Annotated in this window: 16 protein-coding genes; 9 read left to right on the top strand and 7 right to left on the bottom strand. The window is 55.2% G+C overall.

Annotated features, from left to right (window positions below):
• Positions 1 to 76 precede the first annotated feature (76 nt).
• From Q4551_RS15580 to Q4551_RS15550, 7 genes are all read left to right on the top strand, one after another.
• Entirely contained in the window at positions 77 to 412 is a 336-nt protein-coding gene (locus tag Q4551_RS15580) for a GyrI-like domain-containing protein (RefSeq protein ID WP_303434807.1), read from the top strand.
• A gap of 295 nt (positions 413 to 707) precedes the next feature.
• Entirely contained in the window at positions 708 to 1,649 is a 942-nt protein-coding gene (locus tag Q4551_RS15575; protein ID WP_303434806.1) for a LysR substrate-binding domain-containing protein, read from the top strand.
• Positions 1,650 to 1,842: 193 nt separating this feature from the next.
• The gene (locus tag Q4551_RS15570) at positions 1,843 to 2,697 is read left to right on the top strand and encodes a VOC family protein (protein ID WP_303434805.1); all 855 of its coding nucleotides are present in this window, start codon (positions 1,843 to 1,845) and stop codon (positions 2,695 to 2,697) included.
• Between the two features lie 38 nt (positions 2,698 to 2,735).
• Positions 2,736 to 3,437: a class II aldolase/adducin family protein gene (locus Q4551_RS15565; RefSeq protein WP_303434804.1), complete on the top strand. Its 702-nt coding sequence runs from the start codon at positions 2,736 to 2,738 to the stop codon at positions 3,435 to 3,437.
• A complete protein-coding gene (locus Q4551_RS15560; protein ID WP_303434803.1) occupies positions 3,434 to 4,093 on the top strand; it encodes a TRAP transporter small permease in 660 nt (219 codons plus the stop codon). The genes Q4551_RS15565 and Q4551_RS15560 overlap by 4 nt, the downstream gene beginning before the upstream one ends.
• On the top strand, positions 4,093 to 5,352 hold the full coding sequence (locus Q4551_RS15555; RefSeq protein ID WP_303434801.1) for a TRAP transporter large permease: 1,260 nt from the start codon (positions 4,093 to 4,095) through the stop codon (positions 5,350 to 5,352). Before Q4551_RS15560 ends, Q4551_RS15555 begins: the two co-directional genes overlap by 1 nt.
• Before the next feature lie 108 nt (positions 5,353 to 5,460).
• The gene (locus tag Q4551_RS15550; RefSeq protein WP_303434800.1) at positions 5,461 to 6,429 is read left to right on the top strand and encodes a TRAP transporter substrate-binding protein; all 969 of its coding nucleotides are present in this window, start codon (positions 5,461 to 5,463) and stop codon (positions 6,427 to 6,429) included.
• A gap of 60 nt (positions 6,430 to 6,489) precedes the next feature.
• Here the strand turns inward: Q4551_RS15550 and Q4551_RS15545 are convergent, their stop codons facing one another.
• From Q4551_RS15545 to rsxA, 7 genes are all read right to left on the bottom strand, one after another.
• Positions 6,490 to 6,750: an RnfH family protein gene (locus Q4551_RS15545; RefSeq protein ID WP_303434799.1), complete on the bottom strand. Its 261-nt coding sequence runs from the start codon at positions 6,748 to 6,750 to the stop codon at positions 6,490 to 6,492.
• Positions 6,751 to 6,805: 55 nt separating this feature from the next.
• Positions 6,806 to 7,483, bottom strand: a complete 678-nt coding sequence (locus tag Q4551_RS15540) for an electron transport complex subunit E (protein WP_303434798.1) — start codon at positions 7,481 to 7,483, stop codon at positions 6,806 to 6,808.
• Positions 7,480 to 8,178 (bottom strand): electron transport complex subunit RsxG, encoded by a 699-nt coding sequence (gene rsxG, locus Q4551_RS15535; RefSeq protein ID WP_303434797.1) that lies wholly within the window; start codon positions 8,176 to 8,178, stop codon positions 7,480 to 7,482. The genes Q4551_RS15540 and rsxG overlap by 4 nt, the downstream gene beginning before the upstream one ends.
• Position 8,179: 1 nt before the next feature.
• Positions 8,180 to 9,286, bottom strand: coding sequence for an RnfABCDGE type electron transport complex subunit D (locus Q4551_RS15530; protein WP_303434796.1), 1,107 nt, complete (start codon positions 9,284 to 9,286; stop codon positions 8,180 to 8,182).
• Positions 9,287 to 9,288: 2 nt separating this feature from the next.
• Positions 9,289 to 10,827, bottom strand: coding sequence for an electron transport complex subunit RsxC (gene rsxC, locus Q4551_RS15525; protein WP_303434795.1), 1,539 nt, complete (start codon positions 10,825 to 10,827; stop codon positions 9,289 to 9,291).
• A gap of 1 nt (position 10,828) precedes the next feature.
• On the bottom strand, positions 10,829 to 11,356 hold the full coding sequence (locus tag Q4551_RS15520) for an RnfABCDGE type electron transport complex subunit B (RefSeq protein WP_303434794.1): 528 nt from the start codon (positions 11,354 to 11,356) through the stop codon (positions 10,829 to 10,831).
• A gap of 77 nt (positions 11,357 to 11,433) precedes the next feature.
• Positions 11,434 to 12,006, bottom strand: coding sequence for an electron transport complex subunit RsxA (gene rsxA, locus Q4551_RS15515; protein WP_303434792.1), 573 nt, complete (start codon positions 12,004 to 12,006; stop codon positions 11,434 to 11,436).
• A gap of 352 nt (positions 12,007 to 12,358) precedes the next feature.
• On the opposite strand from rsxA, the gene nifL reads away from it, so the two are divergent.
• Entirely contained in the window at positions 12,359 to 13,957 is a 1,599-nt protein-coding gene (gene nifL / locus Q4551_RS15510) for a nitrogen fixation negative regulator NifL (RefSeq protein WP_303434790.1), read from the top strand.
• Between the two features lie 9 nt (positions 13,958 to 13,966).
• A complete protein-coding gene (gene nifA, locus Q4551_RS15505) occupies positions 13,967 to 15,571 on the top strand; it encodes a nif-specific transcriptional activator NifA (protein ID WP_303434788.1) in 1,605 nt (534 codons plus the stop codon).
• Positions 15,572 to 15,646: the final 75 nt, after the last annotated feature.

The raw sequence follows: 15,646 nt of genomic DNA, 5'->3' as shown, positions 1-15,646 counted from the left end.
GGCCTGCAAGTCGGCTTCGTGATTCGAAACCATCCGGTAGCCCAGAGTGAGCACCGGATTAAATAGATGCCCCCTGTTGTACGAACATGCCCCAGATATCGATAGCAACTGGCATATTGGTATCGGTGCCAGTATTCCGGCATCACACAAGGAAGCCGTTTATGGGGCAGCTTTGCCGGATGGCTTCCGGTTGCATTTATTGGGGTCGGGGGAGTATGCCCGGTTGAGAGTGCAAGGAGGAGAGGCCAGATTGCGGGGCGCTCTGAGTTGGCTGCTGAATGATTGGTTGCCAACATCTGGTTATGAGCTGGGCGAAGGGCTTTGCCTGTTTGAGCGGTTGCAGTTCCCACCGTTTGTGGCGCCAGACCAGACGCTGGTCGATATCCTGCTACCGGTTGAAGCACTGGTATAAACCAGCGCTTCCTTGCGGTCGCGGGTGATAACAGCACAGGCACACGACATAAATACACGGTATAAGCGAACATCCGTTAGCAACAAATCGTCGGACAACAAGCAAGTTCGGCGCCTACCTTTCTGACATATTCTGCATTTTCCCCTGCATGAGCCTGATTCTGATGACTGTCGCCAGCGGTGGCTCCCCGGCCTTTCGTAACGGTATGATGGTCAGAAACGGGATCATTATCTCGACTTGCCTTGCGTGAGTGACCACTCACAACAGCCATGGGCAAGAGACACGGGGAAACACCATGCAGAATGTCAATTGGATACGTCGGGTCAAACTGCAGCAGTTACGTGCGGTGCTGGCGCTGGCAGACAGTCCCAGTCTGGTACAGGCATCGGAAGCCCTGAATCTCAGCCAGCCTGCCGTCAGTAAAATACTACGTGAACTGGAAACCGACCTGGGCGTGGAGCTGTTTACCCGTACCAGCCGGGGCAGTCATACCACGCCGATGGGCGATATGCTGGTTGAGCGGGTGAAGGTAATCTTTTCCCAGTTGGAACGGGTGGCTCAGGAAATTCATGACATCAATGAAGGCCTGAGTGGGCATGTGGTGGTTGGTGTATTACCAGCCGGTGGTGCCGACTTTTTGCCCCGGGCACTGGCGAGCTTGTACCGTCAATATCCCGGTATTCGGGTCACTATTATCGAAGGCACCTACGACAGCCTGATTCCCCAGTTGCAGCAAGGGGCGATTGAAATGATCGTTGGACGTATTCCGGCTTACCGCTTTCGTGATTGTCTGGCCGTCGAACCCTTGTATGAAGAAACCATCACCTTTGCGGTTTGTCCTGACCATCCCTTGCTGGCCCGGCCCGACGTTACCTTGAAGGACCTGCTGGATTGGCCGTGGATCATGCCATTGCCTGACACCACCCTGCGGCAAATGGTCGAAAGCGCATTCCATGATGCCGGGCTGGATTTGCCTCAAGCCCCGTGCGAATCCATCTCGGTGATTACCAATCGTCGTTTGATTATGGCCACGGATTATATTGCGGCTTTTCCGAGCCAGGTGATCCAGACGGATCTGGATACCGGGCTGCTGGCAGCAATCCCGGTCAACCCTGCCAAATCGTTTGGAGCGGTGGGCATCAGCCAAGTGAAAGAGCGGCCGCTGTCGCACGCCGCCTTGCGGCTGGTCGAAGAACTGCGCGGGATTGCCGGACGCTACGATCACAGCAGTGACTGAAGGCCCTGCGTGACAGAGGCCCGTCGCGCTTGTCTTTGGTGACGGCTATTGCTTTTTGTTATGGCTGGATGCTTATTATTCATTACCAGTGATAGGGGGGGTGTAATACAGTCGGTTCATAAGCTGTTCACCGGTTCAGTCCAGCGCTGATCCCTGTGGATGACAAACAATAAAAATAAACAGGAGTCTGACGATGTCCGATATTACCGACGTCCGTTACGTCCGTTTTGGTACCCGTAATTTACCCGCCGCCATCGACTTTGCCACGCGTATTGTCGGTCTGCAATTGGTACGGCAAGAGCACGGCAGTGCGTATTTTCGTTCCGATGATCGCGACCATACCCTGTGTTATTTCGAAGGTGATCCCAATGATCATACTCTCGGTTTTGAAGTCAGCGATGGCCATCAGCTGGAGCTGGCAGCTGCCGAGTTGGAGCAGCATGGCTTGTTCCCGCGATTTGGCACGCCAGAAGAATGCGAGCAGCGTTATGTGCATGCGTTTTTAACCTTCAGCGATCACACCGGTAACAAGATTGAATTGGTGTGGCGCCCCCATGCCAGTGGACGGCGTTATTTCCCCAGCCGTGACGCAGGCATTACCGGCTTCAGCCATGTGGGCCTGTGTTCAAAAGATCCGGCCCGTGATGAGCAATTCTGGACATCGATCTTTAATGCCCGGGTCAGTGACTGGATCGGGCCGTCGGCCCTGTTACGGCTGGATGCGATTCATCACCGGCTGGCGCTGTTTCCAACAGATCGTTCCGGTGTTCAACATATTAATCATCAGGTTGAGAGCATCGACGACATCATGCGCTCCTGGTACTTCCTGAAAGAGCAGGGTGTCAAGGTTGTGTTTGGCCCTGGTCGCCACCCAACGTCAGGGGCCAGGTTCCTCTACTTTGAAGGGCCAGAAGGCATGATCTACGAATATTCCTGTGGCGTATCCGAAGTGGATGAAGCCACTCATCGGCCGCGGCAATTCCCTCTGGAGCCATCCGGTTTCTGCATGTGGGGGTCCAAACCCGATATTGCCGAGTTCAAGAGTTAAGCCGGTACATACCGTCCCTCGATAACGAGATTTTATTTATGACGACACGTCCTCATTCACTGGAGGAGAGCACTATGGTGCCTGCTGCCAGCCAAATTCTTGTCCGTCGCGCTGCTCGTGCACTGGATCGTCATGGTCTGGTTCACGCTTATGGCCATTGCAGCACACGGCTCAGTGACAGCCACTTTCTGGTGTGTGCCCCCAAGCCCATGGGAACGATTGGGCCGCAAGATGACGGCACCATCGTCCCGATCTACGGCGATTTGCCTGAGCATGTGTTAGGGGAAGTGCGCATACACCGTGAAATTTATCGCCGTCGCCCGGAAGTCGGAGGGGTTGTGCGCAGTATGCCGCCTTCGGCGATGTCGCTATCGGCATTGGGGCGTACACCTCGGGCCTTGCACGGTATGGGCAGTTACTTTGCACCGGCTCCGGCACTCTGGGATGACCCGCAACTGATTCGTACTGACGCGGCCGCCAATGCCCTGGCCGATCAGCTGGGTGATGGCAATGCCATTGTGATGCGTGGTAATGGCGTGGTCACGGCATCGGTCTCACTGGAAGAAGCGGTGTCCCTGACCTGGTATCTGGATGACGCCGCCCGCATCGAACTGGACTGTCTGGCCCAGGCACACTCCGTGCGCGAGTTGAGTGCGGCAGAAGCGCAACAGCGGGCGACCCGCAGTGGCCGCATTTTTGAACGTATGTGGGATTACCTGACTTGGGGAGACCCGGAATGAACCCGCTGGCGGCTTCGGGAGCATCCGCTATCGGTGGCGTCGAAACCGCCACGGATACCTCAGCTTCTTACCCTGACCCAACAGGAGTTCTGATCATGTTATCCAAGTGGAGTGACCGTCTGGCGCGGCTGGAACTGGCGGCGGCCGGGGCGATGCTGACCCTGGTGCTGGGGTTGTTATTACTCAATATCGTGACGCGTGCCATTGGCCAGGCGTTGTTCTGGATTGATGAGGCGGCGGTGTTGGGCATGGTCTGGATGGTTTTTTTGGCCAGCGCCGCCAGCTTGCACAATGGCACCAATATCGCGATGACGCTGGTGATTGAACGGCTGCCAGAGCGTCTGGCACAGCTGATGGCCGTTGTGGTGAACGCCACTCTGCTGGTGTTTGTGGGGGTGCTGTTATGGATGTTGTGGCGCTGGTTTGACCCGTTGACTCTCTGGAGTATGGGGGGTGATACCTCGGCTTATGCCGCATCCACGTTCAACTTTATTTATGACGAACCGACGATGACGCTGGGCTTCCACAAGGTCTGGTTTTGGCTGGTGCTGCCGGTGTTTGCCCTGGGGTCTGTGTTTCACCTGGTTGTCCGGTTGCTGAACAGTGTGAAAGACCTGACTGCTCTGACGGTCTCCACGACACAAGGAGAACAATAATGGTGATTTCCAGCTTTTTGGTCTTGTTGGTGATCGGGATGCCGATTGCTTTTCTGCTGGCTATTACAGCATTGATCTACATTTTCAGCAGCGACAACCTGGTACTGCTCAGTTCCTACCCTCAACAGCTGTTCGGCGGGCTGGAAAATTACGGTTTACTGGCGCTGCCGCTGTTTATTCTGGTGGGTGAATGCATGAATGAAGGCGGCATTGCCCGGCGCTTGATGGCGATGGCAATGGCCTTGATCGGCTCAGCACGGGGTGGTCTGGCGTATGTGAACCTGCTCTCCAATATGATGATGGCATCCATTCTTGGCTCCACCGTGGCACAGATCACCATTATGACCCGTGTCGCCGTGCCGGAGATGGAGAAGGCGGGTTACCCCAAAGATATGGCCGTGGCATTAACGGCGGCTGGTGGCCTGTTAGCGCCGATTATTCCCCCCTCCATGCTGTTTGTGATTTTTGGGGTGATTGCCCAGATTTCCATCGGTGACCTCTTTATTGCCGGAATTATTCCGGGGCTGTTACTGGGGCTGGCATTTTTTGCGCTGCTGGGCTGGATGGCCCGTCGCCATGATTTCCCCGCCAACGAACGTATGAGCTGGCGTCAGCGGCTGGCCTCTTTCCGTAATGGGTTGGCAGCCGGATTGGTACCTGTGGCCATTATTGGCGGCATTTTATCCGGCCTGGCAACACCGACAGAAGCCGCGGCGTTGGCGGTAGTCGTGGCGATACTGGTCGGTCGTTATGTGTACGGTGAATTTGATTTGAACAACCTCTGGCCAGCATTGGTACGGACGGCCCAAAGCTCTGCCATTGTGCTGTTATTGATTGCGGCAGCACAGGTCTTTAGCTGGGTGATTACCTTTGAAAATTTACCGGGCCTGACCGCTGCCTGGTTGCAAGAAGTGTCGTCATCCCCGCTGGTCTTCCTGCTGCTGGTGACCGGGTTGCTGTTGTTGATCGGTATGATTCTCGACCCGATACCGGCGCTGATTCTGGTGGTGCCAGTGTTATTACCCGTCGCGACCTCGGTCTATGGCATCAATCCGTTTCACTTTGGTGTGGTGGTGTGTCTGACGCTGGTACTGGGCTTGCTGACCCCACCGGTTGGTTCAGCGCTGTTTACTGCTTCGGCCCTGTCGGGTGTCAAGGCCGAGCGTATTGCGCTGCTGCTGGGGCCTTATCTGGGTGCCATGCTGCTGGTGATTTTGCTGTTGGTGTTCTTCCCTGTGCTGATAACGGTACTGATCTGAAACAGGAACCGATAACGATCGGGTAACGCACGTTACCCACCTCTGACCACTTGCGGGTCATATTTCTTCAAATAATAACAATGGCAGCTTGTCTGCCCGGAGATACAGATGAAAAAAATAACAGGCTATCTCTCAGCATTGCTGATGGCTTTACTGTTACCGGCAATGGCGTATGCCGATACCTTGCGGCTGGGGTTGATTACGCCACCCAGTCACCAATGGACACTGGCGGCCAAGGCGTTTGCGGCCGATCTGGAAAAGAGCAGCGACGGCAAACTCAAGGTCCTGGTTTTTCCATCCGGCCAGCTGGGTAACGAAGCGCAAATGTTGCAACAGTTACAGACCGGGGCGTTGGATATGGCATTTCTGACGGCAGGGGAAATGGCCAACCGGCGTCCGGATTTTGCTGCACTGTTTGCGCCGTATCTGGTGAATACCCCCGAAGATGCGATGTTTTTGCTGCATGGCAAAACAGCCACCGGCATGCTGGATGAGTTAAAAACCCTGGGGCTGGTGGGGTTGGGTTACGGCATGGCAGGATTCCGCCAGATTGTTATGCGCGACGAAGTCCACAGTGTTGATGATCTGAAAGGCAAGAAAGTCCGGACAATCCCGATTGCACCCGAGCGTGATTTTTGGGTGAAAATTGGCGCTGCTCCAACACCGATTCCTCTGCCTGGGCTTTACGATGCCTTTGCCAATGGGCAGGTGGATGGTATGCAAATCGATTTTGAAGGTACCTGGAATGCCCGTTACCTGGCCTCTGCGGGCAGTGTGATTCATTCTTCCCATATGTTGTTACCCATGGTGGGGGTGGCATCAGGCAAACGCTGGGCTGGATTAAGCGGTGACGACCGGAATCTGGTCAAGTCATTGGTGGGCAAACATCTGGATCAGGTATTTTCGATCTATTCTGAACTGGATCAGGACTACCTGGCCAAGATCAAAACCTCGGATGTGCCTGTGACCAAGGTTGGTCGTGAGTTTTTTGGGGATGCGGTGGACCGTTGGTATAAGGAATGGCGTAAAAAAGCACCGGCACTCAAGGCATTGGAAGCAGAAGCTGCGGCGCTGTAGCCTGATACCGGTAGCTGCTGTGCTTGAGTAACCCAGAAGAACGAACGCCCGCCAGGGCGTTCAGTCATCCTCATCGTCGTCGTCATCCAGATTGCGAATGATCGGACGATACACTTCAACACGATCGCCGTTTTTCAGCGGTGTATCCGGCTTGGCAAGCTTGCCAAAAATCCCTACCCGCTGTTGCTCAAGATTAATGTCGGGGTAGTGCTCCAGCAGGCCGGATTGCGCGACCGCATCGGCCAGCAAGCAGGGTTCTTCGACGTCGAGTTCAATCCAGGGTTGGTTGTTGCCAATGGCATAAACAACGCTGATGTGCATGGCGTGTTCCTTTCGTATTGATCCAACAGGTTGATGTTGTGTCATCGCCCGGTGTTCAGCAGTGGCTCTGGATTGTCACCAGACCATCGTTACTGGAAGAAGACAAGCGGCGATCAATCATGCGTTTGATAACAATCAGAAACCCGAGCGCCATAAAGGCACCAGGGGGCAAAATGGCCAGTAATATGCCTGAATAATGAGGGATCACTTCGGTCTCCAGCCAGGCAAAATGACTGCCGAGCAGCAGTGACGCATTGGCAAACAAGGTGCCACTGCCGATGATTTCACGCATGGCACCCACAGCCACCAGTACCCAGGTAAATCCCAATCCCATCGAAAGCGCATCTGCCGCCGCCAGATGCACCGGTTGTTTGCTGGCGAAGCTTTCGGCGCGGCCAAAAATGGCACAGTTGGTAACAATCAAAGCGATAAATAACCCAAGCACCTTGTACAAATCATGCAAGAAAGCATTGATGGCCATATCCACCATGGTGACCACGGTGGCAATCAATACAATCAGTACCGGAATACGTACTTGTGGGCTGATCACCCCGCGGACTGCTGAAATCATGATGTTGGTAATCATCAGCACCGCCAGGGATGCGATACCCATGCCCAGGCCATTGGTGGCGCTGGTAGTCACTGCCAACAGTGGACAGAGGGCCAGCATTTGCCCCATGGCCACGTTGTTGTCCCACATGCCTTCACGAAAAATCTGCCGGTACTGGTTCATTGCAAAATCTCCTGTTCGTTGCCGGTGATGGCTACCGAAGACGGCTGCTGGAATTGAGGCTGTTGTTGACGCCATTGTTCGATCAGTAACAGGCCTTGATGCACGCCCTTGACCACGGCTCGGGGGGTAATGGTGGCACCGGTAAACTGGTCGAAGCGGCCGCCGTCTTTCTGTACGGCCCACTGCTGTTCCGGGGTGTTGGCAAGTGATGCGCCATCAAAACCCGTGATCCAGTCACTTTTGGGACGTTCGATCTTATCGGCCAGTCCGGGGGTTTCCTTATGGCTGATGATACGGACCCCTAACAGTTCCCCGTCTGGGGTGGTGGCCATAATCATATCGATGATGCCGCCCCAGCCCGCGATGCTGATCTGCAGGGCCAATGCGGTGATATCGCCGTCTTTGCGTGCCAGCATCAGAGTTGCGGGGCCAGACAGCACCGGACTGGACAGCTGTTCCGTATCATTGAGCGGATCGTTGTCGTAATAGCTCTGTGGCAGCACCTGAGCCAGCATGGCCAGCTTGTCGGCAGTCAGATGGTCCGCGATGGTCTGATGCGTACCCAGGTTACCAACGACCAGCAGCAGGCTGACGATGGCGCAGGCACCTCCCAACAGCAGAGCCTGATACAGGGGCTGGTCGCGAAATGCGGCAGTGGGTGCGGATTGTGTTGTTTGATCCAGTGGTTGTTCCATGTCATACCACCCTGCGCTGTGCCGGTGTGTGTTTGATGGCGTCGCCAGAATGACGTCGGCCATAAGCCCGAGGTTTGGTCACGCGATCAATCAGCGGAGCCAGTGCGTTCATCAGTAAAATGGCGAAGGCGACCGCTTCGGGAAAGCCACCCCAGCTGCGAATGGCAAACAGTACAACGCCGCAGCCAGCTCCAAAAATCAGCTTGCCTACCGGTGTTGACGGTGAGGTCACGTAGTCAGTGGCGTAGAAAAAAGCACCGATCATGACGCCACCAGAGGTCAGATGAAACAGGACGCCGGGGTAGGATTGTGGGTTGCTGAGATTGCCGAGCCAGGCCAGTAAAGCCAGCGTACCAAGCAGAGAGACCGGGATATGCCAGCTGATCGTGCGGGTTATTAATAACCAGATGCCCCCGAGCAGTACCAGTAACGTGGAGGTTTCACCCAGACTGCCACGGGTCAACCCCAGGAAAGCGTCGTAAAGAGAAAAGTCCTGGCTGAGCATTGCGGCCAGGTCGGCCCCTCCGGCTGCGGCGGCTTTACTGGCACCGAGCCAGGTTGCACCTGTGATGCCGTCGGCGGCGTCACTCATCCAGGGCTGACCGGCAAAGATAATAGCGAAGGCATCGGCCAGACCAGGGGCGTTGGCGCTATCGATCGGCGTGACATTGACCCAGGTTGTAAGCTGCACCGGAAACGAGATCAGCAAGGCGATACGGGCCAGCAGCGCCGGGTTAAAGACATTTTGGCCAATACCGCCATAAATCTGTTTGCCGATGGTGATGGCAAAAAAAGCACCACCGACGGCAATCCACCAGGGAGCCCAGGGTGGCAGGGTCAGGGCCAGTAGCCAGCCGGTCAATAAGGCTGAACCATCCCACAAACGGCTGAGTGGCTGTTGCTGTACATACAGGCAAGCCAGTTCGGTCAGAATCGCAGCCAGACAGGTGGTGACAAACATCACCACGGCTGGCCAGCCAAAACAATAGAACCCCCACAGACTGACGGGCGTCAGTGCCAGACAGACACGCAGCATGATGCGATCAATACTGGAGCGGTCGTGGGCATGGGGGGAAGCGGTGGGAATATACTGGGCGTCGGCGGTCATGATCATGCTCCCGCGTGGTCGGTGGTAGAGGCCGTTTCGGCTGTATCAGCGGTGTCAGCCGCTACCGTCGTGGGGGCGGCTGCCTTACGCGGTTTTTTGGCTTTGGCCTTGGCTTTTTTCGCCTGTTTGGCGGCTTCCTTGGCTGCTGCTTCCCGTTCCAGCCGTTCTTTACGGGCGGCCATCAGTTCCTGGGTGTAGCTCAGTTTCTGCTGGCTGGCACGGCTCTCGGCCAGCTCACCTTTGGCGTATTCGAAATACTGCACCAGCGGGATATGGGAAGGGCAGACGTAGGAACAGGAGCCACACAGAATACAGTCACGCAAACCGGCATCCTGAGCGCTGTCGAAGTCGTCCTGTTTTGAGTTGCGAGCCATTTCCAGCGGCAGCAGTCCCATCGGGCAGGCATCCACACAACGGCCACAACGGATACATGGCGATGGCATATGTTCGTTGACTTCGGCTTTGGTTAACGCCAGTACCCCGGAGCTGCCCTTGATCAGGGGAACCTCTGTGGTGGGCAAGACCTGGCCCATCATGGGGCCTCCCATCAGCAAGCGGGCGGGTGTTGTGGTGAGTCCGCCGCACTGTTCAAACAGGTAATGAATCGGAGTGCCCAGCAACGCTTCGACGTTCCGTGGTTCGCCAACACAGCCTCCGGCAACGGTCGTTACCCTGGAAATCAGGGGTTTGCCATGGATCAGGGCTTGCTGAATGGCGTATACGGTGGCGACATTGTGAACCAGAACACCAATGTCATTACTGCGTTTTCCGGCGGGTACTTCCAGTCCGGTAACGGCCTGGATCAGTTGTTTGGCCGATCCCATTGGATAGCGGGCGGGCACCACCACGATTTCAATCGCCCCGACATTGGCGGCCGCTTCTTGCAGGGCAGCAATGGCCTGGGGCTTGTTGTCTTCAATGGCGATAACGGTGCGGTAGGCTTCGATAATGTAGCGTACCAGTCGCGCACCTTCGACAATCTCGGCGGCGCGCTCACGCATCAGGCGATCATCCGTGGTCAGATAAGGTTCACACTCACTGCCATTGACAATCAGGGTCTTGATTTCAAAGCGACGGCCCTGACGCAACTTGATGGCGGCAGGGAAAATAGCGCCCCCCATCCCGACAATGCCGGCTTGCTCCACCAGGGTGGCCAACGCTTCCTGTGGCATCGAAAACGGGTCAGCGGGTGGCTGCAGTGTTATCCATTCATCCTTGCCATCCGGTTGTAAAATAATGGCATTGGCAGGCAGCCCTGATGGGTGGGGCATGGTAATGGTGTCTATCGACGTAATCGTGCCTGAGGTCGGAGCGTGAATATTAGCTGAAAAACGCCCTGCGGCAGCGGCAATACGCTGACCCTTGAGTACACGCTCTCCGGCTTGCACCAGCGGCCTGGCATCTTCGCCGGAATGCTGGCAGAGCGGCAACCAGAGGGTGTCGGGCAAGGGCAACTGACTGTTGATAACCAGCCGGGCACTGTCGATTTTATGGCCGTCGGGGTGGACGCCACCACGGATTTTTCCTAGTCCGAATAACATATCAGGCTGCCTCGGGTTTCGACCAGTGCCAGCGTTCCAGCGTCACCGGTGCTGTGTTCAGGCTGATGCAGTCTTCCGGACAGGCTTCAAGGCATTGGCTGCAACCCGTGCAGGCCTTGGCGACCACAACATGAATCTGTTTGCTGGCACCGACAATGGCATCGGTGGGGCAAGCCTTGTAGCAGCGAGTACAACCGGTACAGAGGTTTTCATCGATATTGGCCAATAGCGGTTGCGGGGACTCTCCCAGTGTCGACATATCGACGTCGAGCAGGCGAGCAAGGTTTTCCGCCAGCGCCCGGCCTCCCGGAGGACAGCAGGTAACGGCGGCGTCGCCGTTGGCTATGGCTTCTGCCGCCGGGGTGCAGCCAGGAAAACCACACTGGCCGCATTGGCTGCCAGGTAACATCTGTTCGATCTCTTTTACGATAGGATCGTCATCACCCGTGGCAAAGTATTTGGCGGCCAGACCCAACAGGCCTCCAAGCACCAGGCCTAAGAGAGTGAGTACCAAGGTTGCGATCAACATAATGCCTCCTGAAGATCCTGTGCCGGTCTGCTCCGGCGTGAGTGGTAAGAAACAACACGGCGTCGAGGACGGCGCATTCAGATCATTCCGCTAAAGCCCATAAATACCAGCGACAACGAACCGGCAGTCACCAGACTGATCGGCGTGCCACTGAACAGCTCAGGTACATTGGCCAATGCCAGCCGCTCCCGCAGTCCGGCAAACATCACCATGACAATGACAAAGCCGAGGGCGGAGCCGAGGCCAAACATCAGGCTTTCGACCAGGTTGTGCTCCTCGGTGATATTCAGCAGTGCTACCCCGAGTACAGCGCAGTTGGTTGTAATCAGCGGCAGGTAAATACCCAGTGCCTTGTGCAGCAGGGGGCTGGCCCGGCGGATCAGTACCTCGGTGAATTGCACCACTGCCGCAATAATCAGAATAAAGGACAGGATGCGCAGGAATTCGATATCCAGAGGCTGCAGCAGCCAGTGTTCAATCATCCAGCTGCATAGCGCCGAGAGCGTCAGTACAAAGGTGGTGGCCAGGCTCATGCCCCAGGCAGCGGATACATTGCTGGAGACACCCATCAAAGGGCACAGACCCAGGAACTTCACCAGTACGATGTTGTTGACCAGCGATGTGCTGACCAGAATCAACAGATATTCCATAAGGTCTCCTGAAATTCGGCGGGTCGGTCGTATGAGCACAAAATTGCATTTCCTGTGCCATGGATTTGAGGCGAATGCTGTTGTCGCAGGTAAGCGACAAAGGAGTGACTGAGAATGGTGCGCAAGGCCTGATAACAGGGCATTTGATAGAAAAACGACAAAGATTCAGCTTGTAGGGTTTGCGACAATTGGCAAAAAACCGGAAAAAGCCTTTGTCGTATTGACGACAAATGTCGGCGGCATTGTCGGGCTATTGACAGAGAACATGGGCCTCTCAGTTAATTTTTATCGCGGCATACTCCTTGCTCCAACCATTAAGGTATAGCAATACGTCACCTTATCAGGAGCTGTTATGAGTAACGTCAGACTCTCGCAAGAACAGGCTGCCGCCGCCGGGCTAGAAGAAAAAGACCTGGCAGAAAAAGGCATCAGTGAAATTCATCCCGAAGGTGTGCTGCTGCCCGAAGAGGTTTTTTTTCAAGCGGTGGAGCATTCGCCTGTCGCTATTTCCATTACGGATCTGAAGGCCAACATTCTTTACGTCAATCGTGCCTTCACCCAAGTGACCGGGTATGGCGAGGATGAAGTCCTGGGGCACAACGAGTCGATCCTTTCCAATCACACCACCCCGCGCATTGTGTATCAGGCGTTATGGGGTCGTCTGGCGCAACAGAAATCCTGGACCGGCATGATGCTGAATCGGCGCAAGGACAAGCGTCTTTATCTTGCCGAGCTGACCGTTGCGCCGGTGATCAATGAAAACAACGAGACACTTTATTACCTCGGTATGCATCGTGATGGTTCCGATATGCACGAGCTGGAACAGCGGGTAATGAATCAGAAACTGATGATGGAAGCAGTGCTGAATTCAGTACCGGCGTCGGTACTGGTACTGGACGAGCATCATCGCATTGTATCGGCCAATCCCAGTTTCCGAGCCTTGGCCTCTGAGCTGCTGCATGACGAGCCGCTGGAAACCGTGGTGAATGTTATCGGTACCAAGTTGGGGTCAGTCTACGAGCAGTTGCTGGAAGATCGCCGCAGCTTCGATGACAAGGAATTCTCGCTGGATTACGGCCGTGGTCGCGGACGCTGGTATTCCTGTTTTGGCACCACTATCGATGTGAAATGTGAAGAAGCGGACGGTTTTTTTGAACAGACCGTACGCCACTACGTGTTGTTGATGATCAATGACATTACCGATATCCGTCGTCGTCAGGAAGAAATCCATCTCAACGCACTCAAGGCGCTGATGGCGGAAGAAGACCTGGTACAAGGCATGCGCGAAACCGTAAATGGTGCCATTCACCAGATGCAGGGACCGGTCAACTTACTGGGTACCGCGGTCAGCATGTTACAACGGCGCACCGGCGATCACCGTGATGACGCCTTGTTGGGTGCTCTGGAAGAAGCATTGGCCTCGGGTAACAGTGCGATGGATAACATGCGGGATGCAATGCCCGACGCACTGGAAGAGAGCAAGAAACCAGTCAATATTAATGAACTGCTGAGGGAGTCGCTGGCATTGTCTACTGAAGGACTATTAGCACAAGGAATCACCGTCGATTGGCAACCAGCGTTGCATTTACCAGCAGTGATTGGCAGGGAGCGGCGTTTACGCAGCATGTTCAAACAACTGCTCGACAATGCGGTCGACGCCATGAGCGATCGCGCAATTCGACGGCGTGAGTTGAGCATTATTACTCGCAGCGAAACAGATGGTGTGTGCTGTGAAATCATCGATACCGGTCCTGGTATTGCACCGCCATTACAGCTCAAGGTTTTTGAGCCGTTCTTCAGCACCAAAACCTCGGGTAATGGTTGTCGGGGCATGGGACTGCCAATGGTGCACGATATCGTTACGGATCATTCCGGCACCGTGCATATTGATCTGTCCCACCGAACGGGATGTCGAGTAGTCGTACGTCTCCCGTTTGTTTCGGCACTTTAGGAGGCAAACATGATGACAACCTCCCGATTAGCGGCTGGCAAACGCATTAACAGCAAATCCGAGCTGATGGAGCGACAGTTCCGTTGCCTGGCTGAAGTGGCTGGCGTGTTATCAGCAGCCAGCACCATTGAAGAAACCCTGACAGGGATTCTGGCGGTTTTACACAATCACGGTGGCTTGCAGCACGGTGTAATCAATCTGTTTGACCCGGAAAACAGCACCTTGCAAGTAGGCGCTGTGTATCGTGACAGCGATGGGGGCGGCAAGGCTCCATCGGTCAAATACCAGCCCGGCGAAGGTATTGTTGGCCGCGTACTGTCGAGTAACCAGTCGATTGTGCTGGGGCGTATTTCCAGCGAACCACGATTTCTTGATCGGCTGGAACTCTACGATCTGGAGCTGCCTTTTATCGGTGTGCCGATTCGGGATGCCAAAGGCAAGGCGATTGGTGTTCTGGCAGCTCAACCTGACGTTCCGGCGGATGACTATCTGGCCGAGCGTACCGAGTTTATGACCGCTGCGGCCAACCTGTTATCCCAGACAGTCCGTCTACTGGTCAATCAGGAAGAAGGCCAGACCATTGCCCGGGAGCGCGATGAGCTGCGCCGTGAGGTTCGGGTCAAATATGGTTTTGACAATATGGTGGTCGGCCACTCCGATGGCATGCGCCGGGTCTTTGACCAGGTACGTCGGGTCGCCAAGTGGGACAGCACCGTACTGATTCTGGGCGAGTCCGGTACTGGTAAGGAGCTGATTGCCAACGCCATTCACTATAATTCGCCGCGAGCGCACAGCCACTTTGTCTGTCTTAACTGTGCTTCCTTGCCAGAAAATCTACTGGAATCCGAATTGTTCGGTCACGAAAAAGGCGCTTTTACCAATGCCGTCAAACAGCGCAAAGGGCGTTTTGAACAAGCGGATGGTGGCACCTTGTTTCTGGATGAAATTGGTGAAATCTCGGCTCTGTTCCAGGCCAAGTTATTACGTGTATTACAAGAAGGTGAGCTGGAACGGGTAGGGGGTGGCCAAACCATCAAGGTCAATGTCCGTATTGTTGCCGCTACCAATCGCAACCTGGAAGAAGAAGTCGAAAAAGGCCGCTTCCGTGAAGATCTTTATTATCGCCTGAATGTGATGGCAATCCAGTTGCCACCGTTACGTGAACGGCTGGTGGATGTTCCGGAACTGGCTACCTTCCTGCTCGACAAGGTTTCGCGTCAGCAAGGGCGTCCCTTGCGTCTGACTGACAATGCCATTCGTATCCTGATGAGTCATGACTGGCCCGGCAATGTCCGGCAGCTGGAAAACTGTCTCGAACGGGCGGCAGTGATGAGTGAAGAAGGCATTATCGACAGCGATGTGATTGCCTTGCCGGATCATCAGCGCCAGACGATGGCCAGCAGCCATAGTCATTCAGGTTACAGTCATCCGTCCCCGGCCTCCGCGACCAGTGTTGACCTCGACAACCCGGAAATGGATGAGCGGGAGCGTCTGATTGCCGCTCTCGAACAGACCGGCTGGGTACAGGCTAAAGCCGCCCGCCTGCTGAATATGACGCCGCGTCAAATTGCCTATCGGATCCAAACCATGAAAATCAACGTGCGCAAGCTATAGGGGGCATCTATTTAATCCTGCACGGCTCTGCGCGAGTGTTGCCGTTGTTCAGGGCAAGGCGACGAATGCAGCGAA

It is taken from the genome of Oceanobacter sp. 5_MG-2023, from assembly GCF_030548165.1.
Lineage (GTDB): Bacteria > Pseudomonadota > Gammaproteobacteria > Pseudomonadales > Oceanobacteraceae > Oceanobacter.
This window is presented reverse-complemented; position numbering and strand designations above follow the sequence as displayed.